Genomic DNA, 23,302 nt, shown 5'->3' with positions numbered 1-23,302 from the left:
TTTTGGAGGAGTGGAGATGGCTGGATACCTGACAGCCAAGGAGCTGCGAGAACTGACGGACTACAGAAACCGTCAGCCGCAGATGGACTGGCTGAAAAGCAAGGGCTTGCCTTTCAGATTTGATGATGGCAGGCTGATTGTTATGCGCGAGCATATCGAGCAATGGATTCTGGGCAAGCGACCCGGCAAAGCCGGTGGCGTCAATCTAGGGGCCATCAAATAGGAGCAACGATGCCAATACGAACCAAATTCCCGCGATTGCACGCGCTCTCCCGGAAGAACAAGAACGGGAAGGTTCGCGTGTACTACTACTATTACCGCCGCGACCTGGGCAAACCTGACATTGCTCTTGGCTCAGATTATGAGGTTGCCCTTGCAAAGTGGCGAGAAATCGGAGACACGGGAGAGATTCGAACGGGAATGATTGGTGAGGCCATCAACCGCTGGGAAGAGACGGAGCTGCCCAAGTACGACAGCCAAGAGACGCGCAAAGGTTATGCAAAAAACCTTCGGCAGTTACGGCCTGTATTTGAGCAGGCGGCGTGGGATGAAGTGGATTTACCCACTCTGCGGAGATACCTTGATCTGCGCACCGCGAAGACTCAGGGGAACCGGGAAATGTCCCTGCTGTCCATCATCTGGCACAAGGCGCTTTTGTGGGGCATGACCAAGTCCCCGTGGCCCGCAGAAGGAGTGAAAAACTGGAAGAACGAGGAAAGTGCTCGAGAGTTTGAAGTGACGCCCGAGCTATTCCAGGCGGTCTACAGCCTTGGCGACCAAGTGTTGCAGGATGCAATGGATATTGCTTCCGCCACAGGGCTCCGGCTGACGGATGTGTGTTATATCCGCATGCCTGCGAACGGGATGCTAACGAATCGCGCAAGCAAGACCACTAAAGGCGGGCAGTTTGCAGTTGCCGATTCAGCGGTATTGAGTCGCATCAACGAGCGCAGATCGTCGTACCCGTCGCAGTGTGTCATGTTCTTGGCGACACCACAGGGCATGCCTGTGTCACTCAGAATGCTGCGCGATAGATGGGATGAGGCCCGGGAAAGCGCAGCACTTGTAGCTGAAAAAAGCGGCAACCCAGACTTCGCGGCAGCCATCCGGGCGATGTATTTGCGCGACATGCGGAGCTTCGCAAGCAACCTTGCTGACACCCTGGAAGATGCGACAAAGCTCCTGCAACACAGTAGCCCTAAGGTGACAAAACGGCACTACCGCACGCGGCCAGATCAGCTAAAAGCGGTGCGCTAAAAACGTTCGGGGAAAACTCAGGCTCTCTGTAGAGATTTTGCAATTTTCCACGAACGAATCGCCTTGAAACCCGCATGAATACTGAATTCGTGATGGGACTCAAAATCCCCCGCCGCAAGGCGTGCCGGTTCGATTCCGGCCCCGGGCACCAACCTGAAAGCCGTTAAGTTTAAACAACTTAGCGGCTTTTTCTTTGGCCAGATGGATGCCGGAGAACTGCAGAAATTCCATACCAGAGGGGCTTGCGCACTACTAAAAACTATAGCAAGTACCATTTTAGCGGCGGGCAAAGCCCTTGCTTGCCTTGCAGCCGAGCGCGATCACGGCCTGGCGCCGCAGCCATCAGTCCCCATGCCGCGCCAGCCCCATCAAATTGCGCTTGACCTTGTGCAAAAGGGCTTCCAGGTGTTGGCGCTCCTCGGGCGCCAGGCCGGCCAGAATGCGTTCGCTCATGGCGTGGCTATGGGCTTGCATTTGTTCTACCCGCAGCGCCCCGGCGCTGGTCAGGTACACACGCTTGGCGCGGCGGTCTTGCCGGTCGGCCGCTCGGCGCACCCAGGCTGCTTCTTCCAAATGGTCCAGCAAAGCGCCTAGCGCGGCCTTGCCCAGTTTCAGCGCATGCGCCAGATCGCTTTGAATCAGACCGTCGTGCTTGGCCACATAAGCCAGCACCGACCATTGCGAGCGCGTGATGTGCAGCGGACGCATATATTCATCAAACACCGTCCGCCGCATGCGCGATACATCGTGCAGCAAAAAGCCCAAGCGCTCGTCTCAATTCACTGGCTCTGCAGGGCCAGCCGCAGCCCGTGCTTCGCACTTCTCAACCGGCCCTTGGCTGGCCAGCATTACATACATTTCTGCCTCTTCGACCCGGATAGTCATCGATCGGTTTGCTCCTACCGCGCCTTGCCTTGCGCAAGCTCTACCGCCATTGTCTGCACGGCCTGGGCCACACAAAAAAGTTGAAAGCCAGGCTGTTATTCATTCCTACAGATTGCTTATCGGCGCATATTATCGACTGTAGAAGAGCAGCGTTTGATCTGGATCGCAAGAGCACCAGTCAAAGCCATGGCCGCCGGGCAACATACCCCCCCCCCCCCCCCCGCCCGCGGAGAACGCCGCCACAAGGCGCCTGAGAACCACCCGGGGCGGCGCTCCTGCCACCCATATCTGAATCAGCAAGCTCCGCACTTTGCACCGCAGCCTGCAAAAAGCGCGCAGGATTTGACAAAAGAAAAACCCCACCGTCTTGCGACAGCGGGGTTTTCTGATTTTATTTGGGGTGGCTGATGGGGCTCGAACCCACGACAACAGGAATCACAATCCTGTCAAATTAGTGTTTGCCTTTGTAGACTTCAGTAGATACAATCCATATAAATCAACACACTATATTAAATTTACCTGGGCAAAATAGTACCCGTGTGTTGATAGATATTTCACAAAATATCGCTTCTCAGTCTGTAAAAAGTCTGTAAATCAACATCCATATGGCACGCCCTAGTAAAACTGCACTCATCGACTACTCCAAGTCGCACGCACTAACCCATGGCCTGCTCGAACGGGCCGCATGCCCACCTGATCGACCTTTTGTTTTGGTAAAGGATGCCGAAAACAAAGGTCTACGCTTGCGCGTCACCAAAGCTGGCGGCAAGCACTGGCAGTTTGAAACCCGCATGAAAGGCAGCCTGATTACCAAGGCACTTGGGGAGTGGCCAGCAGTTGGAATTGCCAATGCACAAGCGGCCGCCCGCACACTACGCAACCAAACAGAACAAGGGATCGATCCGCGCGAAGTCCAGCGCCAGCAAGATGCGGAAAAAGCTGCAACTCTGGCCCTAGCCGCTGCCCAAGAGGTCACAGTGGGCGAAGCATGGAGCGCCTATATAGCTGACAGGCGTCCGTACTGGGGAGAGCTACACCTGCGGGACCATCTCGAAATGGTTTCGCCGGGCGGCGAACCCAAAAAGCGCGGCAAAGGACTCACTGAGCCTGGGCCACTGGCGCACTTTTGCCCACTCAGGTTGGTGGATGTGACTGCCGAGCACATTCAAGCCTGGGCAGATGACGAATCGAATGCGCGACCAACGCGCGCGCGACTTGCATTGCGTCTGTTCCATGCATTTTTGAACTGGTGCAAGGAGCATCAACAGTTCCAAGCCATTACGCCGGAGAAGAACCCAGCAGCCAATCGCCGCGCCCGCGAAAAGCTGGGTACACCAGAGGCAAAGAAGGACGCATTGCTCAAAGAACAGCTAGCAGCCTGGTTTGTCGCCGTGCAAGGGTTGCAGAGCCAAGTCATTGCAGCCTACCTGCAGGTCCTGCTCCTAACCGGCGCCCGGCCAAATGAATTACTGATTTTGCAGTGGCCAGATATCAACACACAGTGGCGCGGCCTGACGCTGCGAGATAAGGACGAAAGCAAAGGCGGGAAAGATGGAATGCGGACAATCCCGCTTACACCGTACGTTGAATATCTACTTCTAAGTCTCCCTCGCCGCAACAGGTGGGTGTTCAGCAGCGATGTGACCGACTTGCCGATCAGCCCGCCGAATCGCCGCTTGGCCGACGCTTGCGCCGTTTGCGGAATTGGGCATATCACCCTCCATGGCCTGCGCCGTAGCTTTGGCTCGTTATCCGAATGGCTCGAATTGCCTGCTGGCGCAATTGCACAAATCCAAGGGCACAAACCCAGTGGCACCGCTGAAAAGCACTATCGCGTGCGCCCACTCGACCTTTTGCGACTCCACCATGAGCGCCTGGAAGCATGGATCTTGGAGCAGGCAGGTATTCAGTTCGACTCCAACGATGCGCCGAGTCAGCTGAGGGCGGTGAAGTAAAACAGGAATGCTAGAGACCACTCAAGAATCAATACGTAGGCGACTAGTATTTTGAGGTGTAGCAGGTGTTATTGTGTAGCACGCCAAGCAATTCATTGATTTCAAATGATTTTTCTATGCGAGCATCTGTTACACCAAGAATATGAGAGGTGTATCAGGTGTAACGCCTTATGTTCCCTCGCATTGTCGCTTTTAAATTTATAGCAAATACGGTTTGCAATTGCTGTACCGATATGAGGTTTTGTGAGGTTTCAGGGGCGCCACACGACCTAAGGTTTCATTAGGTTGCTACGCCGTGCAACGGAGGTGCGCCTTCAATTCCGTTGCTTCTTAGTGCCGTAAGCCAGCGCTGGCGGACAAGGCAACTGCCTCGACCCATGCTCGGTGATGTTGTCGATGACGTAAGCAGCCTTGCTATATTCCGTCAGCTCTCAATGTGCAAGCCGTTTATCATCGACGCGCAGAGTTGCAAAAATAGCCAATCTCTCTCTGTATGCAAAAATCTCCAGATATAAGGGAGAAAGAGACATGAGGGTTTTTGCTAAAGCTGCGCTGCTCGCTTGCCTGCTTGCCGCCTCGCAAGCCCAGGCCGCGAACTATGGTACCTGCCTGATCGACAACCTGAAAGGCGTGAAGAACGCCCAAGCCACCAATGCTGCACTCAAGATGTGCAAGCAGAAATACCCCGACCAGTATTACGAGGTACAGCGCGGATCGGAGCGCAGCACCTTCGGGTACTCCACCCCTGAGCAGTGCGTGCTCGGCTCAGCCCGTGACATTACCTCAACTCAGGCTGCGAACCTTGTGCGCCAGGCATGCGACTGCCTCTACACGCCGCCCCGCGATAAGTACGACATGTGCCAGCGCTTCCAGCTGCCGGCCGATCTGGCATCGCTCTACGACCTGCGCACGCCTCAGATGCAACTCAAGGTAGAAACGCACTACCGCAAATTGTTCGCTATCCATCCCAATGCCTACGACATCATGAGCAGCGAAGTATTCTGGCCGTGGGTACAAGCCAGTCAGGACCGCGCTCGCACCTTGCTGCAAGGCGACGTTGAGCAAGTATCAACCCTGTTCGACCAATACAAGCAAGAGCGCGTGAAGGCGGGGCTGCTCTTTACGTCCAACGAGAGCGCAAGAGGCCCCGGCAATTTCGACCCATCACGCGCAGTGCCGGTAGAGTCGTTCAAGCGATGATTGAGGCTTATGCCGCTGACCAGCCGGTGCCGTTCCAGGTGCGATGCTTGCCGCTTTGCGGGTCAACATAAACCTGCCCCTTGACGAACTGCTGCGGCTTGGCCTGCGCTTGCTGCTGCCCACCCAGATACTGCTGCGTGACGGTATCGAACACCTGAGTAGGCTCGCGCACGGTCTGCCCATCCACCACCGAAGAGCCACCACCCACGCCTATGTGCAAACCGCATTTCCAAGCAATGCTGTACCATTGAATGAAACATTTTGATACAGGAGGCTGCCATGCGTGCATTGCTGATTGCGTTTTCGATACTGGCTGGTGGACTGTCGAGTGCGAACGCTCAGATTTATCAGTGCAAAGACGAGAAAGGGCAGCTATTGCTTTCGGACCGCCCTTGTGCCTCGGGCAAGCTCCTGAGCCGCCAAAGAACAGCGGAAGAAAACATGCAAGACGACATTCGTGCCTACCAGGCCACCATAGAAAAGGAAGAAAGGCGCGCCAAGGAGAACGCCCGGAACATGGCTAGACAGGAGCAACAACAGCGCGAGATGCGGGCATATCGAGCACCGCAGGTGTCTGGGCTGGAGAATTACAAGGGCTATGAAGAGCGGCTCGCGGAGCGCAATGCCAGCGTTAAGCCAACCCTGACTCCTTATCACGAAGCAAAGCGGCAGAGGCGAATGCGCGATTCGTCTGGCGACGACACATTTATCACTCATTGCTCAGGGAATGTTTGTTTTGACCAAAGAGGCAACACGTTCACGCATGCAGGCGGAAACACCGTGGTTGGTCCGGATGGCCAAGTCTGCGCGGGGAGTGGCACAGCGTGGGGTTGCAACTAGCCGCTGCGAGCAGGCCCAAAAGAGAAACCCGCCAGTTGGCGGGTGCGGAGGTTGATGGCTCGATCAGCTACGGCGCTGGCGCCCCCTTACCGATCAATCAATCATTTTGGACTTTCGCTGGCGATGAGCGCCTCTGGCTTTACAACGTAGACGCGAACGTTGCGTCCCTGGACGCGCTTGGCATGCGCTGATTTGCCATCTCGTCCTGGTGGTGCCATGAGGCCAGATGCTTGCATCACTCGCACAGCGCGATGAAAGTCGAAGCCCTTGAGCGCATCACGCATGCCCTCTGTGGTGAACCAATACTCGATGCCTTCAGAAGTGCTATTCCACCATCCTGTACGGTCGCGCACCATGACCATGCGATGCTCGTCGAAAGGGCCGTTCACATCGGAAAAGCGGCTGTCGCCATGGCGGTCGATGAAGTCCAAAACAGCTTGCTCAATCTGGCTGCTCTCCGCATTGCCAGTGACATCGCCGCGCATAGACAGCCAAGCACCCAAACCGACAGCGGCGGCTTTGGTTGCCTCGCCTTCGTCCCAGCCAGTAATACCGTAGGCGGTTGCCAGCTCTCCGGCCAGCGCCAGCACGGCAAGGCGCGCTGCAGCTCGTGCCGGTTGGCCGTCGCCGGTGTGCATATTGGCCGTCAGATGGCTTTTCAGCTCTTCCAGGCGGGCGGTCAGGTCACTGGTGTCGCGGGTCAGCTTTTCCAGAAACTCACGGCCGGCAGTGCCATGGCTTTTGGCTGCAGAGCGCTTAATTGCATCGGAGAACGCTGGGCCGCTGGCGTGCTGGTGCAAGTTGTCCCATGCGCCGAACTTGCGCTGCACTGGGATGTCGAGAAGGCGCACGGACTGCCCAGCTTTGGGGCGCTGGCCGGCTTCTGCCATGGTCGAGGCAATGCTGCGTTCGCCGTTGCTAAGCAGGCTGGTCCGCCAGCGATAAACCGGGCGTGCTGCGCCTGCACGACTTGCACGTTGCTTGCCGCGGCCGTTGCCGACCATGTAGACGATTTGCCCAACATCTCGGGGATCGCACTCGCTGATTTCGTCCAATGCCAGCAAGCTGTCATTGAACATGGCAGCAGCGCCTTCCAAGCCGTTGCTGGTGGCGCGCCAGCTGCGCCGGAAGCTATCGCCACCCCAAACGCTGGCGCCAGCATGGAGCGCGGTGCTCTTGCCAGTCGAGCTATCACCGATCAGATGAATGCCGCCCGATTCGACGCCAACGCGAGCCAGGACCGGACCGGCGAAAGCGGCGCTGATGGCGAGGACCAACACGGGGTTGCCAATGGCCAGTGAGGCGATGCCTTCACGCCAGGTATCGAGAGTGCCACGCTGCGTGTATTCGTCTGCCGCGAAGCCTTCGCTTTGGTAGACCACACGAGACGCATTCGGCCCAATCACGCAGTCTGGCAGTGCATAGGCGTTGAATTGCCCTCCAACCCAACCTGTTTGCAAAACCGCCTCCATCTTGCGCTTTGGTACTTCGCTTTGCAGATATGTGGCCAGCAGGTGGCGGCCTGCATAGCCTGGGTCGATATGTACACCTTGAGCAAGCAGTACGCCTCGCAGATCAGCTGCATCGCTTTTGAGCATGGACATGGGCATAGACCAGGTGCGCCAGCTGCCCAAGGTATTGCGAAAGCGCAGCAGGCGACCAAAGTTGCCTTCTGAGCTATCGAAGGTGATGGCATCAACGTGCAACGGGCTGCTCACCCATTGCTGCGTCAGCGTTGGCGATGCGTCACCGCGGCCAGGCTTCACACTGAAGAACCACACGCCCTCGCGGTACTTACTGCCATCCGGCGCTTGATACGGGTCATCCAGTACTACAAAGCGCGGGCGCTCAGTCTCACCGGGGATCGGGTTATTGGTGTTAGGCATGTTAAGTTTTGTTATGGTTCCGAGCGGGTTCTCGGGCTTGCGACGCACCAGCACACGACTGCCCACGCGCTCCCACAGCTCTGCGAGCGTCTGGGCTACATTCACCTGGTCTTGATCGAGCTGGACTGCGGCCGCAGCAGCTACGGCAGTGGCCTCTTGGTTACTGGTCTTCATGGTTCAAGCCCTCCAAAACCTCGGCAAAGCACGCGCGCACCGCGCCAGCGCCAGCCAGAGAATGCAAATCGTTGAAGTCGGTCGCCTTGCGTGGGCGCTCGGCCGGGAACTGCGGGGCAACCACCTGCGCACCAACAGACAAGGCAGCCGCACGGGCAGCAGTCAGGCCGGGATTGCCCTCGACGCGGTAGTCATCGTCTGCAGCCAGCACCAGCGCGGCGCCGGGACACTTGCGGTGCAAGGCTTGGACCACTGGCAGCAAATTGCCTGCGAAAAAGGCAACTGCCACGGGCAACCCGGTTGCCTCATGGATGGAGGAACCGGTTGCCCAGCCCTCACAGATGGCAATCGCCGATGCCTGGGTAAAGTCCCCAATCGGGCAAAAGCTGCCCTGCAAGCGGCCGCCAGGCAGAAAGCGCTTAACGCCATCTTGAGCAATGGTTTGCAGGCTGGTCAATTGGCCGTCAGCGCCGTAGGCGGGCACCATCAACCAACCCAGATCGGCACGCAAGCCATACGGCTTCACGCCTTTGGACAACAGGTAGCTGTGCGTTGAGCTTGCAGGCTTTCCCGCATTCCACATTGCACTCGCGGTAGCTGCGGCGCGCTGCTGGCGCATGCGCAGATCAGCATCGCGCTGGGCCTTGGCGTCTTTGATGCGCTGGCGCATCGTTTCGCGCTCGGCCTGGCTGAGTGCATTTGCGTGCTTGTCAGTCCAGGTTTGGACCAGTCCCGTGCGCCAGCAGCCAAACACACCCGCCGGAAAGTTGTCGCCGTGGAGGCAATACCAGCCCGCATTGTCAGAGCGCCGGCCAGTAGGCGAGAAACGGTGCAGTTGGCCGTCTGCGTGGATGGTGTCAGGCGGCACGACACCAGCAGCCTCCATCGCAGCAGCGAAGCGGTCAAAAATGCTAGTGCTCATTGCTACCTCCTACGATCTGCTGCAGGACTACCAGATCTTCGCCATCGTCCAAAACGCCGCCCATTGCGGCTGTGTTCAAAGCTGCGATGCGACGCAGCAGCGTGTGAACTGCGCAGTTTTCCGGCTGGTTAGGCACCAGCTTCAGCAGTGTTTCTGCCAGCGTTTCAACCTGCATAAGTGCTTGCATCACCACCTGATGGCGTTGTGCTTGGTCGTTGTTTGGCCTGGGAAGGCAGGGCTTTTCTTCTTCGGGGCAAGCTTGGCAAGCCATGCGGCGAGCGGTGTAGCCCGCGATAACCTGCTGGTCGAAGTAGTCTTCAGCCTTTGGCAGCGGGAAGTTATCACGGCAGTTTTGGCAAGGCTTCGCCTGCATTGCCATGCGGGCAATGTTCTTTTGGCTATTCATGATTACGCCTCCAGGCTGATGGAAAGACGACGAAGTGCAGACAGCGCTTGCACAGCTTTGCGCCGGGCCGCAGCGGTGTTGGGCTGAGGCTGGCGCAGATAGAACACGGCCATATTCAGCGCGTTATGCGCATCGGCGTGCAGTTGGATGAGAGCGGCTTCGCTCGTTGTGGGCTGAGGTTGCGCGGCCTGGCGGCTGGCCTGCTGGGTGATAGCGGTCATGGTCTTGGCTCCTGCTGGAGAATCAAGGAAATCCACCGTTTGCCTTACGACGGGCAGCGGGTGGGTGGGATGTTCGTAACACGCCAGCAGACGTGCGGCAGTCTTTACAGATATGCCCATCCCACCCGAAACCATGAAGAGCGATGCGAGCGGAAGCATCAACTCCAAGAATTTGGGCGTGACAAAACCCCGCTTGTAGGTGGGGGCTGCGACCTCTGCTGGTTTGGTGTTACGACACACCGGGCCTTTCGGCTTGCCGGCATTATGCAATGGGACCGCAGCGTAAAGCAAGCCCAGTAGGCATGCCAATGCGCCTGCAACAGCCATTGCGATAGAATAAAAACCAGAGCCGCAAAGCGCTTTGGTGTTCGCCCCCGCGACCCAAGGCGTTTTTTTATTCGTGGTCAGCATGAGATGCCTCCTTTACTGGTGCGGCGACCAGGGTGTACATAGCGATGCCCTTGTGTGGATAGCCATCTGCATCGGTGATTTGGACAAGGGAAGTCGCGATTTCGTAGCCGCGGCGGCGCAGTTCCAAAATGCGGGCGGGCGCTTGGTAGAGGCCGATGCGGCGCAGATCGTAAGAAGTCTTAGGGCCGGTCATCAATGCAGCGATGGCGCGCGCACGCTGAGCCTCGGCAACAGTGGACTTGAGGTGGAGCTGCTTTTTAGACATAGCCCACCTCCTTGTTCTGCGCCAGCAATGCCTGGTGCTTGCCCCACTCGCCGGCAATCCAGGTTACGCCTGCAGCGGTGAATTTGGCTTGGTTAAAGGCGTGGGACGTTTCGCCGTGATCTGCCACGCCAGCCTTGATGTCAAAGCGGCCAGCATCGAGGTGGCATGCATACGGCACCCACTCGCCGTTAAGCACGTACATCACGCGTGCGTCTTCGAGGAACCGGCGGAAGATGCGCTCCTTGACCTTCAGCAGCTTGCAGACCTCGCGGAAGCCCTTGCTGCCAGTGCTGGCCTGCACGTACTTGTCCACAAAGTCCAACTTGGGCGCCGCGAGTGCCAGCGCCTCGGCCTGCGCTTTGTTCACCAGTGCCAGTTGCTCGCGCTGCTCGAATTGCTCAGCCCATGCGCGCGCAGCGACAGCCGGGTTGGAGAAGTCCGGCAACGCTGGCACGGCTTGGGGCAACTGTTGCTCCATTTCCGTCAGGTGATCGTAGATCCGGGACTGCACGAAATAGCCGAAGGTCATGGCCAGCAAAACGGCTTCACGCTTCGGGAAGCGGTAGCCGGGGGACTGGCGCTTTGCGCCGTTGCCGACCGGGGTATCGAACATGCAGGAGAATTTCCCGGCATGCTCCTTGCCCAGTACTTCGGGCACTTTCTTCAGAAAGTCGTAGTGCTCCAGCTTGGCAAACCCTGGCGACGGGAAGCGGGCGCCTGCAGCGTGAGCGCGCTCTTGGCGGCAAGCGTTGACAAAGCCAACCAGCTCCAGGCTGGACATGGTCATTTCGCCGATGTGGACGGTGCTGTTGAGGGCAAGCATTAGGCCGTCTCCACACCCAGCAGGCGCTTGATTTCGGCAACAGGCCAGGCGAGGCGACCATTTACGCGAATGGGGCGGATCGGGCCGTCCTCACGGCAAGCCCAGGCCCTCATTGTTTGCTCTGCACGATTCACATAGAAAGCAGCTTGGCCTGTGTCTACATGAGTGCGAACCACTTGTGCGAGTGGCGGATAGTGCTTGGCTGACATCTAAGTCTCTCCAAATAGAGAGGGGGCCAAGCTGCGCCGAAGAAACGAAAAAGCGCAGGACTTTGCACCCCTCGAACGTCATACGTTTCGGAAGGTTGCAAAGCACTCCTGCGCTAAGCTGAATCAAGAATAGCACCGCGAAATAGAAGCAGCGCATCGCCTAAAAAAAAATGTGTTTCCTCGTGTTAATCGAAGCTGTGTTAATTACCAGTCACCACGCGTTTATCTCATTCACTGGTGCATTTGCCAGCTGACAGCCGTCGACGAATATCGGCGTCACCTTCGGGCTGGTAATGGCGCCAGCGCGTAACGAAACCATTGCGTCCGCAGATTGGACACTGGCGCGAGCAATGTGTGCGCGTGAAAGGCGCGTACGCACGCGTGCATGGCGGAACGGGCGAGCAGCGAATCTACCCGAGAAGTAGGCGCGACCTCCAGGCCGCGCGCCGATACCGCTCTGCCAAGAGACGGCCGTACCAGGAGCGCCGCTAGCGCCAGCGCACTCCCCCCCATAGGGTTAAGACAGTTCCGGCCAGTTGCAGACACTTGTAGCCATGAAGTCACCACCCGCTACGCTGCTGCGCACATCGGCTGTCTCGCAGCGCTACAGCCTCTCGCCGCGCACGATTTATCGCTACACGCGCGTGGAGGCCGAATTTCCTCAGCCCATCCGCGTCAACTCTCGCACGTTGCTTTATAGCGCCGCCGAACTCGACGCATTTTTTCAGGCGCGCCGCGCCACAACCCACGGAGAAAAATAGCATGAACGATTACTCTTATCCTCTCGGAATTTCGTCAGGCGTCGCCATTGTCGAGCCCAGGCCAAAGCCCGTCTCCGACTTGGCAAGCCGCTTCTTTAATTGGACCACGGCAGAGTTTGATCAAATCCAGAGCGTTCCGACCTCTGCAGTTAGCGCCTCGCCCGACATTCAACGCATCAAGCGCCAGATTCAAAGCCGGAAGATTGAATTGCGACGCGAAGCCGAAGACGAGCTCAAAGCCTTGCTGAGCCGCCTGCAGAAAGAGGCTAAAGCACTTAAGGACGGTGCAGTTGGGCAGTTGCTTAAGGGCGCGGTGTCCAAACACGGTGGCTTGTCTGCTGCAAATGAATCTATCGCCCGCTTGCGCGAAATCGAGAGTCTTGAGCAATTGGTTGTTGCAGCTCTCGAAGCCCTACCTGAAGAAATTGAGGCTTGCGAAAGTTTTGATTCGGGCCTTTATAGCCTGTGTGACTCGATGGCTAACGCTGTCCTTTTGGGCAAAGCCCGATACTTGGACAATCAGCGCAATGAAGGGGGTGCCTAATGTCCTCTCTCGATCCGCGCGACCCTCTGGCCTCTTCAGCTTCTAATCCGCTGGTTAACTGGGACCGCACCGGCATGACCAATGCCGATGTGGCCAAGGCCAACCCCAATGGCCGTGTCACCATGCAGCGCCAAGCCGATGGCACCATGTCTTTCAGCGGCGGCAATGTGTCCGGCCCCGTCTCCTATGCTGATGCCTCTGGCAAGGCAGCACCTGGTGCCGGTATCAATGGCCAAGGGTTTAGCAAGGTGCTCACTGCGCCAGCCGGCAACATGGTGGCCACCGATGGCAATGGCAGCTTTGCCTTTTCCAACGAGCTGGTCAACGGTCGCTCTGGCGCTGCTGGCCAGCCTGCCGACACGGCCGCTGCTGCCGGTCAGGCCCGCGCTACTGCCGCTGGCTCGCCTGCACCGCAAGCAGGCTGGAGCGGTGTTATCGGTGGCAGTGCTCTGGGCTTTGACCCTGCGGCGCGCAATGCTGAGTTTGAGCGCAACAAACTGATGGCGGCCATCATGGACAAAGGCACCAAGCGCTCGCAGCGCCAAGCACTGACCAACATGGCGCAGATCGCCTCGGCCGATGCCAACAGCGCAGCACGCCTGGCGTCCGAAGAAGCACGCGCCACCGCGGCCAATGAGACGGCACTGCAGGCCACTGGCATGCGCGAACGGGGCGAGGACTCCCGCCTTGCCGCGCGCAATGCAATTGCCGCCAGTGTGTTTGCAGTTCAGTCTGCTCACAAGGAAACTGAGTTCGATATTGAACGAAAGCGCCTACAGATTGAGGCGTCGAAGGCCGGAAACGTGGGCATCCCATCGGGGTATCGCGCGACGGCTGACGGCAACTTGGCCTATATCGCTGGCGGACCAGCCGACCCTAATGCGCCGAAGTCTTCGACGTTGAACGACACACAGTCCAAAGCTTTGATGTTTGGCACTCGTATGCAGCAGTCCGGGCAAGCAATGGACAAGCTTGCGGCTGGTGGCGTTAGCCAGCCAGGCTACATCAAACGCCTGGCCGATACCGTGGGGGCTGGCGCTTTGGCCAACTGGACGCAATCGCCCGAGCAGCAACAGGTTGAGCAGTCTCAGCGCGATTTTGTTAATGCCGTACTGCGCCGCGAATCTGGTGCTGCGATCAGTGCATCTGAGTTTGACAACGCTCGCAAGCAGTATTTCACACAGCCCGGTGACTCGCCGCAGGTGAGCGAACAAAAGCGCAAAAACCGCGAACTGGCTACCCGAGGCATGTTGGCCGAAGTCCCCAATCAACAGGCTCGGGTGAGCCAGGTGCTTTCTGCTGCCGGTGCTGGCGCCCAACCCAAGGAGCGCACCGTGACACGCACAGGAACTATCAATGGCCGCAAGGTCAACCAATACGACGATGGGAGTATCGACTATGCCAATTGATGCCAGCCAAGTGAAATGGGACATTCCCGCCGCAGCTAGCAACGGCCCTTCCATCGACCCTGCTAGCGTCGCGTGGGACACATCTTCGGCGCCGCCATCGGGCCCAGTTAACAGCCTGGTTACCAACTCGGTTAACACGGAAAGTTCGCCTGGCCTCACTCAGCAACTTACTGAGGGCGGCAAAGCGATTGCACGCCAAGCTGGCTTGACTCTGCGCCATGGCGCCGAGGGTGTTGCGCAGGCGGCCGAAGTGGTGACTGAGCCTCTGCGCCATCTGGTGACTGATCCAGTGATGCGCGCTGCGGGCCTGCCTGAGGGGCAGCCAATCAGCAAAGCAGTTGGCCTGATGGGCGATAGTTTGGGTTTGCCCAAGCCGGCCAATGAGACCGAGCGGGTTGTGGGGGAAGCCGCCAAATTCATGGCAGGTAGCGCAGGTATGGTTGGCGCGGCTGGCCGAGTAGCCCAAGCTGCAGCCCCTGGCATTACCCAATCTGCTGCTCAAATTATGGCGAACAACCCCGGCGCTCAGATCGCTGCTGGAGGTGGTGCCGGCGCTGGCGCTGGTCTGGCTAAAGAAAACGGTGGCAATGAGTGGATGCAGTTGGGCGCAGGTTTGGCCGGCGGTCTCGGTGTTGGCGGCATGGTTCAGGCAGCCAGCTCGGGTATTCGTTCCGCAAGCCGTGTAATTCCAATTCGCACTGAAAAGATGGAGCAACAAATTCAGGGCGCGTTGAGCAAGGCTGGAGTAGATTGGCAAGAAGTACCAGAGGGCATCCGCCAAGGGCTGCGCGCAGAAGCCCAGCGAGCGTTGCAAAATGGTGATTCGCTTGATGCTGCTGCAGTCTCGCGGCTGCTGGACTTTAAGCGGGTTGGTGCAACGCCAACGGGCGGCATGCTGACCCTTGACCCCGTGCAAATTACGCGCGAACAGAACCTTGCACGTATGGGGGCGAACTCCGGCGACACAGGTCTGCAGGGGTTGGCGAAGGTACACAACGAGAATAACCGTGCGTTGATCGAGTCATTGAATCGCCTGGGCGCCGCTCAAGCAGATGACGCATTTGCAGCTGGAAACCGTGCCATGGGCACATTGCAGCGTGGCTTGGATAACGACAAGGCTGGAATCAATGCGCTCTACAGCCAGGCGCGTGATAGCGCTGGACGCAGTGTTTCCCTAGACGGTCACACATTCACCAGCCAAGCCAGCAAGCTGCTGGACGATAACTTGCTGGGCGGCGCTCTGCCACCCAGCGTGCAGACGCACCTGAACCGTATTGCCATAGGCGAAGTTCCGTTTGATGTGAACTATGCCGAACAGCTCAAGACCGCTATCGGTAAGCTGCAGCGTGCTAGCAATGATGGGCAGCAGCGCATGGCGCTTGGTGTTGTCCGTCAGGCATTGGATGACACCCCCATACTCAGTAGCCAGCCTGGGCAAGCTGCAAGCATTGGCGAGCAAGCCATGCAGGCGTTTGACCGTGCACGACTAGCAAACCGAGGCATGATGCAGCGCGTTGAAAAGATTCCTGGCTTGCGCGCTGTGTATGAGGGCAAAGCCGCGCCAGACGACTTCGTTCAGCAATTCGTAATCAGCCGCAGTGCCAAAGCTTCTGACACGGGTCGCCTCGCGGCAGAACTCAATCGCGTGGACGCACAGGCGATGGAGGTGGTGCGAGGCAGTATTGCGCAGCACCTCAAGACCGCGGCCATTGGTGCTGCATCAGACGAAACCGGCAAGTTCAGCGCCAGCGGGTACAACCGCGCGCTGTTGGCCCTGGGCCAACGGAAGCTGGCGCAGTTCTTTAGCAAAGACGAGATTGAGCAGCTCCGAGCGCTGGGGCGGGTGTCGCAATACACAACAGTGCAACCAGTCGGCAGCGCGGTGAACAACAGTAACTCCGGCGCCCTACTTGCCGGCCGGGGCGTGGATCTGCTAAACGGTCTGGCCGACAAGCTGCCACTGATGGGCATTGGTCCAACGGTCTCAGGGCTGACGCGGAATGTCCAGCAGCGACAGGCGCTTGATATTGGGCGTGCGCTTAGCCGGAAAACATCGCAAGAGGGCGCCAAGCGGGCGCCAGCAGTCACTTTTGGCGCCTTGATGGCAGCGGAGGAATAAGCATGTTGGCATCTGAAGCAACCAGCACCGAGCGTGTCTACGATGCAATCGTAGAGTTGTATAACCTTGGGCAGCGTTCGACACGCCACACGGTACAAGAGTTGACGGGCCTGCCGTTGACCAAGGTCGATGACCGCATCAAAGCCCTTGCTGAGCGCGAGCGAATCAAGCGCTTCCTCAAGGGCGAATATGTACCGGTCGAGGTGCACCCGCCAGCCCGAGCCATTAGCAAGACGATTTTGGCTGGCGGCCTGGTAAAGGTCGAAATTGGGGACGAAGTCCTGACGCTGACGCCAACCGAAGATCGCATGCTGGCCACTCTTATGGCTGGCGCCGCAACGCAAGCCGGCCAGATTGAGACCAATCGCGCAGTTAGTGAGATGGCATCCACGATGCTCGCCAAAGTAGAGGCCCTGGAGAAGCGTCTCCTGACAGCACCTTCTGGCATCAAAGCTGCTTGCGGCCAAGGTTACAGGGAAGGTTACGGCTAAAGGTAGCGCTTGAGCTGCGACCTTAGCTCCCAGTCGATGATCTCGGTCAGCATCCATTTGCCATCATTGCCAGGGCGCGGCATGGTGTGATCTCGTGCCAAGAAGGCGGCCAGCGTGTTGCGGTGAATGCCCAGGCGGTCAGCAAACTGCTGACGGTTCAGGCGCCCGCCATGTTGCACGCTAAGCGCTTTGACAGCGTGGGTGAGGATGTCCAGCTGTTCCCTCAATTCGGCGAGCAGCTTGGCTATGGAGTCATCGTCAGGCATGGGCACACCTCCAGGTGTTACACCATAGGCGTGTGGTGTGGCACGGTGTATCACCGTAACACACTGACTTTAAAAGGAATTACACCTGCCACACCCGTAACACCTGAAAAAAGCAAAGTCTGGACAAATATGCTGGAGCGACCGTTCCCCAGCAGACTGGAAACGGCCCAATCGATCACAAAACTTTGTACCGCAGTCTGCAAACAGTCTGTAAGAGCTGAAAAACAAAAAACCCCGCTATCTTTTAAATAGCAGGGTTTCTTTATTTTATATGGGGTGGCTGATGGGGCTCGAACCCACGACAACAGGAATCACAATCCTGGACTCTACCAACTGAGCTACAGCCACCGTGTTGGTGAAGCCATGATTATAGCTACAAATTTACAGGCTCTTGGTTAATTCGCCTATTTTTATGAAGTTTGTCCTGCTTGGGGGCGGGACACCTTCATCTGGACCTTGAAACGCTCCTTGAGCAAATCGTAGTAGGCCATGGTTTCGGCGTAGGTTTGCAGGCGTTCCAGCTCTTGCTTTTGGGCCAGGCGGGCTTCTGCCGTATCTTCGGCACGCGGCACCAGCTTGTTGATACGCACCACGGCGTAGCCGTCCTTGCCCAGGTCGACCCCGGTCCAGCTGGCGGCGTCACCCACCTTGGCCTGCATGGCAGCGTTGATCAGAGCAGCAGGCTGACCCTTCACATCCTGACGCGAGACCACGATGGGTGCGGCCAAGCTGGCACCCGCAGCGTCCGCCTTCCAGGCTGCCAGCTTGGCTTCGCCTTCTTTGCGTGCCAGTTCGGCAGATTGCTGTGCGATGTAGAGTTCGCTGGCCTTGGCTTTAACTTCTTCGAAAGGCAGGATACGCGCATCCTGGTGGGTCACGACGCGGCCCGACACCAGGGTGCTGGGCGCCACTTCGATGGATTCGGTGTTGCGCTTGTTTTGCAATGCATCGCTGGAGAACAGGGCTTCCAGGAAAGTCTGGTTGGCCAGGGCACCGGTGGCGCCAGCTGCCGGCTTGCGGGTGATGTGCTCGGCCTTCTGGATCTTCAGGCCCAGCTTGTCCGCCACGGGTTGCAGGCTGTCGGATTGCTCGAACACCATGTTCGAGAAGGTTTCAGCGGCTTCAGCGTACTTTTTCTGCACTTGTTGCGAGCGTACTTCTTCTTCGATCTTGGCGCGCAGTTCTTCAAACGTCGGGGTGCGGGGGGTTTTGACTTCGCCCATCTTGATGATGTGGTAGCCGTATTCGGTGGTGACCAAGCCACTGATTTCACCGGACTTCAAAGCAAAGGCGGCTTCTTCGAAAGGCTGAACCATGTCGCCCTTTTTGAACAGCGGCAACTCGCCGCCGTTGACTGCCGAGCTGGTGTCTTGCGAATTCTTCTTGGCGATCTCGGCAAACTGCGCCGGGTTGGCCTTGACTTCGGCCAGCAGCGCTTCGGCACGTTGCTTGGCTTTTTCACGATCGGCCGCCGACATGGACTGTGGCGCGTTGATCAGGATGTGGCTGGCACGGCGCTGCTCCTGGTCCATGAAGCGGTTCAGGTTCTCTTTGTAGTAGGTGCGCAGGTCTTCTTCGTTCGGCTGGATCATGCCTTTGACAGCATCGGCATTGAGCACGACGTATTCGATGCTCGATTGCTCTTGCTGGCGGAACATTTCCTGGTTGGCCTTGTAGAAGGTTTCCAGATCGGCATCGCTGGGCTTGACCTGGGCCACAAAGCTCTTGGCATCAAACTTGGCAACCTGGATTTCGCGCTGTTGGTAGAGCGCGTTCATGGCCGATTGGGCTTGGCCATCGGTAACAAACGATGTATTGGCCACTCCACCCAGCACTTGGCGCACGGCCAAGTCACGGCGCAGGCCGGCTTCAAAGCCTTCGGGCGTCATGTTCTGCGCACCCACCAGAGCGCGGTAGGCTTCGACGTCCAGGCTGCCATCGGGCTTTTTCAGCGCAGCGATTTGCGGAATGTCCAGCAAAGCGCGGCTCAGCGTAGCGTTGTCCACCGTCAAATGCATTTTCTTGGTGGCTGCATCGAGCACGCGGTCACGCACCATGCGCTCCAAGGTGGCGTAGCGTGCATCAGCGCCATCCATCCACTTGGCATCCATATTGGGGTTTTGCTGGCGCATGCGATCGGTTTCCAAGCGGTGCGCATTGTCCCAATCCATTTGGGTGATCTCGGTGCCGGCCACCTTGGCTACAACCGGGCTTTTTTCGGTGAAGTAGTTCTGGTTCACCCCCACCAAAACAAAAGACAGAATGATCAGCAAGAACAGCGGATACATCAGCACCTTGGAGTACTTGCGGATGGTTTCAAACATCGTCTAACTTTCTGGACATGAAATAAGAAAAGGCGAACTGTCGTTCGCCCTTGTACGTTGATAGTTGGATATGGATGGTGGCCAACCGCCGACCTGCAACCGGCAAGGGCACCCCTTGCTGCATCCAAGACCTGCGACCCCCAGCCAACACCTCGCTCCAACCCAACCGCAACAAGGCGTAGATTGTTCGTTTTTATACCTGCACTCGCGCGCGGGAAACGTGCAGTTTACCCCGAAAGCGCTTTAGCCCCCATTAGTACCCAGGGCAAACGCCCGGTCTGTTGGCGCGCCGCATCTCATTGCGGGTATGTCACTGCAGGCAAAGGAGCATCGAACAGATCGAATTTGTCAGCACCTGCTTGCTGCCCCGCTTCGCCACTAGCACTTGGCAGAAAAGTCATCAAGCCTTAGCCATGCCACAGGAACGGGGCACAAAAGAAAAATCCCCTTGGATTGCTCCAAGGGGATTTCTGGGTGGTGGTGGTGGGTGCTAACGGGGTCGAACCGCTGACCTACGCCTTGTAAGGGCGCCGCTCTACCAACTGAGCTAAGCACCCCACCTAAAACCGGAATTAGTTCAGTGCATCCTTCAGGGCCTTGCCTGGACGGAATTTAGGCACCTTGGCAGCCTTGATCTTGATCGCTGCGCCGGTGCGGGGGTTACGACCCGTACGAGCTGCACGCTTACCAACAGCAAAGGTACCAAAACCTACCAAAGAGACTGTGCCACCTTTTTTCAAGGTCTTCTTCACTGCGTCAATGGTGGACTCCAGTGCGCGAGCAGCAGCAGCCTTGGAGATGTCAGCATTATTAGCAATGTGCTCAATGAGTTCAGTTTTATTCACAAGCAGCCTCTATATATCAAGAGAGTTAAGGAAGTGTGTCCTTTGAAATTATCAGCAGTACGGACAAAACTCGTAAAGCCTCAAATCGCAAAAAACAACACCGCTGGAGAAACATTTGTTGCGTCACCAGCGCCTCGGTGTGGAAAGGATTCTAGACGGAAATTTCTGGGTGCCCGCGAAAAAAATCACTTTTTTTCGCCTGTCTCCGTGGCCTGCAGCCACTGGCAGGCCAAGCCCAGCCAGCCTTGCCAGCCACTTTGGCCGCCCAGACGCGATGAAGTCTAGCGCAAACCGGCGCGCTTGTACTACGAATCAACCCTAGCCTTGATTTCTGGCAACGCCTTTTGCAGGTAGTACACCATCGACCAAACGGTGAGCACCGCTGCCAGCCAGATCAGCCAGGTGCCCCAGACGCCGGTGTCGACCGGGCCGATCTTGCCGTCGTAGAGCAAAAAGGGAATCGCCACCATCTGCACCGTCGTCTTGACCTTGCCGATCATGTGCACCGCCACGCTCTTGCTGGCACCGATACGCGCCATCCATTCGCGCAGCGCCGAGATGGCGATTTCGCGGCCGATGATGATCAGCGCCACAAACACGTCGGCACGCTGCAGATACACCAGCACCAGCAGCGAGGCACAGACCAGAAACTTGTCCGCCACCGGATCGAGAAAAGCCCCGAAGGACGAGGTCTGGTTGAGCTTGCGCGCCAGAAATCCGTCGAGCCAGTCGGTGAAGGCAAACACCACAAACAAGATGCTGGCCCACAGATTTTTCGTGGCCATGTCCAGCGGCGAGTAGTACAGGCCGACGATGAGCGGAATCGCGACAATGCGCGTCCACGTCATGATGGTGGGGATGGTGAAAAACATGGGGCGTATTGTGGCACGCAATGCTGTAACAAGGCTGCGGCCAGCGTCGCGGAGCGGCGACTTGCGGCGCCGGCCGACACGCCGATGCACCAACCGAAAGAATCGATCAGTGCAGCAACATGGAGCACCGCGCCATCGGATGCTTTCAATGCAGCGCCTGGTAGATGGCCTCGGCCAGTGTTTCCGAGATGCCTTCCACCGTCATCAGGTCTTGCACACTGGCGTCTTGCACGCCGCGCACGCCGCCAAAGCGCTGCAGCAGGCGGGCACGTTTTTTGGGGCCGACGCCGGGAATTTCCTCCAGGCTGCTGCCGCCCACACGCACCTTGGCCCGCGCAGCGCGCATGCCGGTGATGGCAAAGCGGTGGGCCTCGTCGCGGATCTGCGCCACCAGCATCAGCGCCGCCGAATCCTTGCCCAGATAGACTTTGTCGCGGCCGTCGCAGAAGACCAACTCTTCCAAACCCACCTTGCGGCCTTCGCCTTTTTCCACGCCGACAATGCGCGACAAATCCAGACCCAGTTCGGTGAACACTTCGCGTGCCACGCCCACCTGCCCTTTGCCGCCGTCGATCAGCACAATGTCGGGCAGCCGCGCACTGCCGGTGGCCACCTCGGCACCGCCAGCATCGCGCTGCGCCTCGGCCACTTTGCTGTAGCGCCGCGTCAAGACCTGGCGCATGGCAGCGTAGTCGTCACCGCCGGTGATGCCGTCGATTTTGTAGCGCCGGTATTCGCTGCTTTGCATCTTGTGGTGGTGGAAGACCACGCACGAGGCCTGCGTGTTCTCGCCCCCGGTGTGAGAGATGTCGAAGCATTCGATGATGAGTTGGTCGATATCGTCTTGCGGCAAATCCAGCGCCTCCACCAGCGCCCGCGTGCGTGCTTGCTGCGAGCCCTCTTCCGCCAGCAAACGCGCCAATTGCAGTTGCGCATTTTTCTGCGCCATTTCCAGCCAGACGCGGCGCTCCTCGCGCGGCTGCGAAACCGCTGCTATGCGTGCGCCGGTTTGCTCCGACAAGGCTTGCAGCAGGCCCGCATCCACAGGCTCACTCACCACCAGCACCGGCGGCGGCGCCACTTGCAAATAGTGCTGGGCAATGAAGGCCTCCAGCACTTCGGCCTCGACCGATTTCTTGGCCAACGGCTCGCCATTGGGTTGCAGCTGTGCAGCTTGGTTTTCTTCCAGATCGGCCTGGGTGATGACGCTGTTGTCGTCCACATGCACCGGAAAGTAAGCGCGATCGCCCAGATGGCGGCCGCCGCGCACCATGGCCAGGTTGACGCAGGCTTTGCCGCCTTGCACTTGCACGGCCAGGATGTCGACATCGCGGTCGTCCGTGGTTTCCACGCTTTGCTGGTGCAGCACGCTGGCCAGCGCCTTGATCTGGTTGCGAATCTCGGCCGCCTGCTCGAACTCCAGCTTGTCGGAGTGCGCCAGCATGCGCGCCTCCATCGATTTGAGCAGCGCATCGGTCTCGCCGCGCAGCATGGCTGCTGCGTTGGCTACGTCGGCGGCGTATGCCTCGGGCGCAATATGGTCCACACAAGGCCCACTGCAACGCTTGATCTGGTAGAGCAAGCAAGGCCGTGTGCGATTGGCAAAAACACTGTCTTCGCAAGTACGCAAGCGGAAGACTTTTTGCAGCAGCAAGATGGTTTCTTTGACCGCCCAGGCATTGGGGTAAGGGCCAAAGTAGCGGTGTTTTTTGTCGGTAGCGCCACGGTAATAGGCCACGCGCGGGTAGCACTGGCTGGGCGGCGCTTTCACGTCACCATCGCTGAAAGTCTGGCCGGTGATTTTCAGATAGGGGTAGCTTTTGTCGTCCCGGAACAAGATGTTGTACTTGGGGTGCAGCGTCTTGATCAGGTTGTTTTCCAGCAGCAGCGCCTCCGCCTCGGAGCGCACCACTGTGGTTTCCATGCGCACGATCTTGCTGACCATGTGGCCGATGCGCGTGCCGCCATGGTCTTTGTGGAAGTAGCTGGAGACGCGGCGCTTGAGGTTGATGGCCTTGCCCACGTAGAGCAGCGCGTCGCTCGCGTCGAAATAGCGGTACACGCCCGGCATGGCGGGCAGTGCGGCAACCTGGGCGAGAAGTTCGGGAGAATGCGCGGGACTGGGCATGGCGCTATTGTGCAATGCCCAGCCTGCGGCTATTGCCTGCTTGGCAATTTCTCTGGTGCACACACGCGCCCAGCCCCAGGCAACCCGGC

23 protein-coding genes and 2 tRNA genes are annotated in these 23,302 nt (G+C 58.2%); 10 read left to right on the top strand and 15 right to left on the bottom strand.

Features of this window, described 5'->3' with window-relative positions; translation table 11 throughout:
- The first annotated feature begins 16 nt into the window (after positions 1-16).
- On the top strand, positions 17-223 hold the full coding sequence (locus ACFIQF_RS12970; RefSeq protein ID WP_393943388.1) for a DUF4224 domain-containing protein: 207 nt from the start codon (positions 17-19) through the stop codon (positions 221-223).
- 8 nt (positions 224-231) lie between these two features.
- Entirely contained in the window at positions 232-1,257 is a 1,026-nt protein-coding gene (locus tag ACFIQF_RS12965) for an integrase (protein WP_393943386.1), read from the top strand.
- A gap of 342 nt (positions 1,258-1,599) precedes the next feature.
- Here the strand turns inward: ACFIQF_RS12965 and ACFIQF_RS12960 are convergent, their stop codons facing one another.
- The gene (locus tag ACFIQF_RS12960) at positions 1,600-1,965 is read right to left on the bottom strand and encodes a MarR family winged helix-turn-helix transcriptional regulator (protein WP_393943385.1); all 366 of its coding nucleotides are present in this window, start codon (positions 1,963-1,965) and stop codon (positions 1,600-1,602) included.
- Positions 1,966-2,747: 782 nt separating this feature from the next.
- Between ACFIQF_RS12960 and ACFIQF_RS12955 the strand changes: the two genes are divergently transcribed.
- Both ACFIQF_RS12955 and ACFIQF_RS12950 read left to right on the top strand, forming a co-directional pair.
- Positions 2,748-4,097: a tyrosine-type recombinase/integrase gene (locus ACFIQF_RS12955; protein WP_393943383.1), complete on the top strand. Its 1,350-nt coding sequence runs from the start codon at positions 2,748-2,750 to the stop codon at positions 4,095-4,097.
- Between the two features lie 528 nt (positions 4,098-4,625).
- Positions 4,626-5,297: a hypothetical protein gene (locus ACFIQF_RS12950; protein WP_393943382.1), complete on the top strand. Its 672-nt coding sequence runs from the start codon at positions 4,626-4,628 to the stop codon at positions 5,295-5,297.
- 7 nt (positions 5,298-5,304) lie between these two features.
- Here ACFIQF_RS12950 and ACFIQF_RS12945 read toward each other — a convergent pair whose 3' ends face one another.
- Positions 5,305-5,517, bottom strand: coding sequence for a hypothetical protein (locus tag ACFIQF_RS12945; RefSeq protein WP_393943381.1), 213 nt, complete (start codon positions 5,515-5,517; stop codon positions 5,305-5,307).
- Between the two features lie 59 nt (positions 5,518-5,576).
- On the opposite strand from ACFIQF_RS12945, the gene ACFIQF_RS12940 reads away from it, so the two are divergent.
- Positions 5,577-6,137 (top strand): DUF4124 domain-containing protein, encoded by a 561-nt coding sequence (locus tag ACFIQF_RS12940; protein ID WP_393943379.1) that lies wholly within the window; start codon positions 5,577-5,579, stop codon positions 6,135-6,137.
- A gap of 101 nt (positions 6,138-6,238) precedes the next feature.
- Here ACFIQF_RS12940 and ACFIQF_RS12935 read toward each other — a convergent pair whose 3' ends face one another.
- From ACFIQF_RS12935 to ACFIQF_RS12910, 6 genes are all read right to left on the bottom strand, one after another.
- Positions 6,239-8,077, bottom strand: coding sequence for a DUF927 domain-containing protein (locus ACFIQF_RS12935; protein WP_393943378.1), 1,839 nt, complete (start codon positions 8,075-8,077; stop codon positions 6,239-6,241).
- Positions 8,078-8,183: 106 nt separating this feature from the next.
- Positions 8,184-9,119 carry a toprim domain-containing protein gene (locus ACFIQF_RS12930; RefSeq protein WP_393943376.1) on the bottom strand — a complete coding sequence of 312 codons (936 nt, stop codon included), beginning with the start codon at positions 9,117-9,119 and terminating at the stop codon, positions 8,184-8,186.
- Positions 9,109-9,525: a hypothetical protein gene (locus tag ACFIQF_RS12925; protein WP_393943375.1), complete on the bottom strand. Its 417-nt coding sequence runs from the start codon at positions 9,523-9,525 to the stop codon at positions 9,109-9,111. The genes ACFIQF_RS12930 and ACFIQF_RS12925 overlap by 11 nt, the downstream gene beginning before the upstream one ends.
- 2 nt (positions 9,526-9,527) lie before the next feature.
- On the bottom strand, positions 9,528-10,157 hold the full coding sequence (locus ACFIQF_RS12920) for a hypothetical protein (protein WP_393943373.1): 630 nt from the start codon (positions 10,155-10,157) through the stop codon (positions 9,528-9,530).
- Positions 10,141-10,422, bottom strand: a complete 282-nt coding sequence (locus ACFIQF_RS12915) for a helix-turn-helix domain-containing protein (RefSeq protein WP_393943371.1) — start codon at positions 10,420-10,422, stop codon at positions 10,141-10,143. The genes ACFIQF_RS12920 and ACFIQF_RS12915 overlap by 17 nt, the downstream gene beginning before the upstream one ends.
- Positions 10,415-11,245, bottom strand: coding sequence for a phage antirepressor KilAC domain-containing protein (locus tag ACFIQF_RS12910; RefSeq protein ID WP_393943369.1), 831 nt, complete (start codon positions 11,243-11,245; stop codon positions 10,415-10,417). The genes ACFIQF_RS12915 and ACFIQF_RS12910 overlap by 8 nt, the downstream gene beginning before the upstream one ends.
- Positions 11,246-12,008: 763 nt before the next feature.
- Between ACFIQF_RS12910 and ACFIQF_RS12905 the strand changes: the two genes are divergently transcribed.
- From ACFIQF_RS12905 to ACFIQF_RS12885, 5 genes are read left to right on the top strand one after another with little or no spacing between them, the layout of a single operon-like run.
- Positions 12,009-12,215, top strand: a complete 207-nt coding sequence (locus tag ACFIQF_RS12905) for a helix-turn-helix transcriptional regulator (RefSeq protein ID WP_393943368.1) — start codon at positions 12,009-12,011, stop codon at positions 12,213-12,215.
- 1 nt (position 12,216) lies between these two features.
- Positions 12,217-12,759: a hypothetical protein gene (locus ACFIQF_RS12900; RefSeq protein ID WP_393943367.1), complete on the top strand. Its 543-nt coding sequence runs from the start codon at positions 12,217-12,219 to the stop codon at positions 12,757-12,759.
- Positions 12,759-14,168 carry a hypothetical protein gene (locus tag ACFIQF_RS12895; RefSeq protein WP_393943365.1) on the top strand — a complete coding sequence of 470 codons (1,410 nt, stop codon included), beginning with the start codon at positions 12,759-12,761 and terminating at the stop codon, positions 14,166-14,168. Before ACFIQF_RS12900 ends, ACFIQF_RS12895 begins: the two co-directional genes overlap by 1 nt.
- Positions 14,158-16,287 (top strand): hypothetical protein, encoded by a 2,130-nt coding sequence (locus ACFIQF_RS12890; RefSeq protein WP_393943364.1) that lies wholly within the window; start codon positions 14,158-14,160, stop codon positions 16,285-16,287. The genes ACFIQF_RS12895 and ACFIQF_RS12890 overlap by 11 nt, the downstream gene beginning before the upstream one ends.
- Positions 16,288-16,289: 2 nt before the next feature.
- Positions 16,290-16,778 carry a hypothetical protein gene (locus tag ACFIQF_RS12885; protein ID WP_393943363.1) on the top strand — a complete coding sequence of 163 codons (489 nt, stop codon included), beginning with the start codon at positions 16,290-16,292 and terminating at the stop codon, positions 16,776-16,778.
- Here the strand turns inward: ACFIQF_RS12885 and ACFIQF_RS12880 are convergent.
- From ACFIQF_RS12880 to uvrC, 7 genes are all read right to left on the bottom strand, one after another.
- Entirely contained in the window at positions 16,775-17,044 is a 270-nt protein-coding gene (locus ACFIQF_RS12880) for a hypothetical protein (RefSeq protein ID WP_393943362.1), read from the bottom strand. The genes ACFIQF_RS12885 and ACFIQF_RS12880 overlap by 4 nt on opposite strands.
- A 272-nt stretch (positions 17,045-17,316) precedes the next feature.
- Positions 17,317-17,392 (bottom strand) — tRNA-His (locus ACFIQF_RS12875).
- Between the two features lie 62 nt (positions 17,393-17,454).
- A complete protein-coding gene (locus tag ACFIQF_RS12870) occupies positions 17,455-19,368 on the bottom strand; it encodes a SurA N-terminal domain-containing protein (RefSeq protein WP_393943361.1) in 1,914 nt (637 codons plus the stop codon).
- Positions 19,369-19,849: 481 nt separating this feature from the next.
- Positions 19,850-19,925: transfer RNA gene (locus ACFIQF_RS12865), tRNA-Val, on the bottom strand.
- 15 nt (positions 19,926-19,940) lie between these two features.
- Positions 19,941-20,213: an HU family DNA-binding protein gene (locus ACFIQF_RS12860; protein WP_021026954.1), complete on the bottom strand. Its 273-nt coding sequence runs from the start codon at positions 20,211-20,213 to the stop codon at positions 19,941-19,943.
- Positions 20,214-20,518: 305 nt separating this feature from the next.
- Positions 20,519-21,085 carry a CDP-diacylglycerol--glycerol-3-phosphate 3-phosphatidyltransferase gene (gene pgsA / locus ACFIQF_RS12855; protein ID WP_393943358.1) on the bottom strand — a complete coding sequence of 189 codons (567 nt, stop codon included), beginning with the start codon at positions 21,083-21,085 and terminating at the stop codon, positions 20,519-20,521.
- Between the two features lie 145 nt (positions 21,086-21,230).
- Positions 21,231-23,213 (bottom strand): excinuclease ABC subunit UvrC, encoded by a 1,983-nt coding sequence (uvrC, locus tag ACFIQF_RS12850; RefSeq protein ID WP_393943356.1) that lies wholly within the window; start codon positions 23,211-23,213, stop codon positions 21,231-21,233.
- Positions 23,214-23,302 lie beyond the last annotated feature (89 nt).

It is taken from the genome of Comamonas trifloxystrobinivorans, assembly GCF_043359985.1.
GTDB classification, from domain to species: Bacteria; Pseudomonadota; Gammaproteobacteria; order Burkholderiales; family Burkholderiaceae_C; genus Comamonas; species Comamonas trifloxystrobinivorans.
This window is presented reverse-complemented; position numbering and strand designations above follow the sequence as displayed.

Coding starts and splice junctions, on each gene's coding strand:
- ACFIQF_RS12970 (WP_393943388.1), top strand. CDS start 17: ATGGCTGGATACCTGACAGCCAAGGAGCTGCGAGAACTGACGGACTAC.
- ACFIQF_RS12965 (WP_393943386.1), top strand. CDS start 232: ATGCCAATACGAACCAAATTCCCGCGATTGCACGCGCTCTCCCGGAAG.
- ACFIQF_RS12960 (WP_393943385.1), bottom strand. CDS start 1,965: ATGCGTCCGCTGCACATCACGCGCTCGCAATGGTCGGTGCTGGCTTAT.
- ACFIQF_RS12955 (WP_393943383.1), top strand. CDS start 2,748: ATGGCACGCCCTAGTAAAACTGCACTCATCGACTACTCCAAGTCGCAC.
- ACFIQF_RS12950 (WP_393943382.1), top strand. CDS start 4,626: ATGAGGGTTTTTGCTAAAGCTGCGCTGCTCGCTTGCCTGCTTGCCGCC.
- ACFIQF_RS12940 (WP_393943379.1), top strand. CDS start 5,577: ATGCGTGCATTGCTGATTGCGTTTTCGATACTGGCTGGTGGACTGTCG.
- ACFIQF_RS12930 (WP_393943376.1), bottom strand. CDS start 9,119: ATGAGCACTAGCATTTTTGACCGCTTCGCTGCTGCGATGGAGGCTGCT.
- ACFIQF_RS12925 (WP_393943375.1), bottom strand. CDS start 9,525: ATGAATAGCCAAAAGAACATTGCCCGCATGGCAATGCAGGCGAAGCCT.
- ACFIQF_RS12920 (WP_393943373.1), bottom strand. CDS start 10,157: ATGCTGACCACGAATAAAAAAACGCCTTGGGTCGCGGGGGCGAACACC.
- ACFIQF_RS12915 (WP_393943371.1), bottom strand. CDS start 10,422: ATGTCTAAAAAGCAGCTCCACCTCAAGTCCACTGTTGCCGAGGCTCAG.
- ACFIQF_RS12910 (WP_393943369.1), bottom strand. CDS start 11,245: ATGCTTGCCCTCAACAGCACCGTCCACATCGGCGAAATGACCATGTCC.
- ACFIQF_RS12905 (WP_393943368.1), top strand. CDS start 12,009: ATGAAGTCACCACCCGCTACGCTGCTGCGCACATCGGCTGTCTCGCAG.
- ACFIQF_RS12900 (WP_393943367.1), top strand. CDS start 12,217: ATGAACGATTACTCTTATCCTCTCGGAATTTCGTCAGGCGTCGCCATT.
- ACFIQF_RS12895 (WP_393943365.1), top strand. CDS start 12,759: ATGTCCTCTCTCGATCCGCGCGACCCTCTGGCCTCTTCAGCTTCTAAT.
- ACFIQF_RS12890 (WP_393943364.1), top strand. CDS start 14,158: ATGCCAATTGATGCCAGCCAAGTGAAATGGGACATTCCCGCCGCAGCT.
- ACFIQF_RS12885 (WP_393943363.1), top strand. CDS start 16,290: ATGTTGGCATCTGAAGCAACCAGCACCGAGCGTGTCTACGATGCAATC.
- ACFIQF_RS12880 (WP_393943362.1), bottom strand. CDS start 17,044: ATGCCTGACGATGACTCCATAGCCAAGCTGCTCGCCGAATTGAGGGAA.
- ACFIQF_RS12870 (WP_393943361.1), bottom strand. CDS start 19,368: ATGTTTGAAACCATCCGCAAGTACTCCAAGGTGCTGATGTATCCGCTG.
- pgsA (WP_393943358.1), bottom strand. CDS start 21,085: ATGTTTTTCACCATCCCCACCATCATGACGTGGACGCGCATTGTCGCG.
- uvrC (WP_393943356.1), bottom strand. CDS start 23,213: ATGCCCAGTCCCGCGCATTCTCCCGAACTTCTCGCCCAGGTTGCCGCA.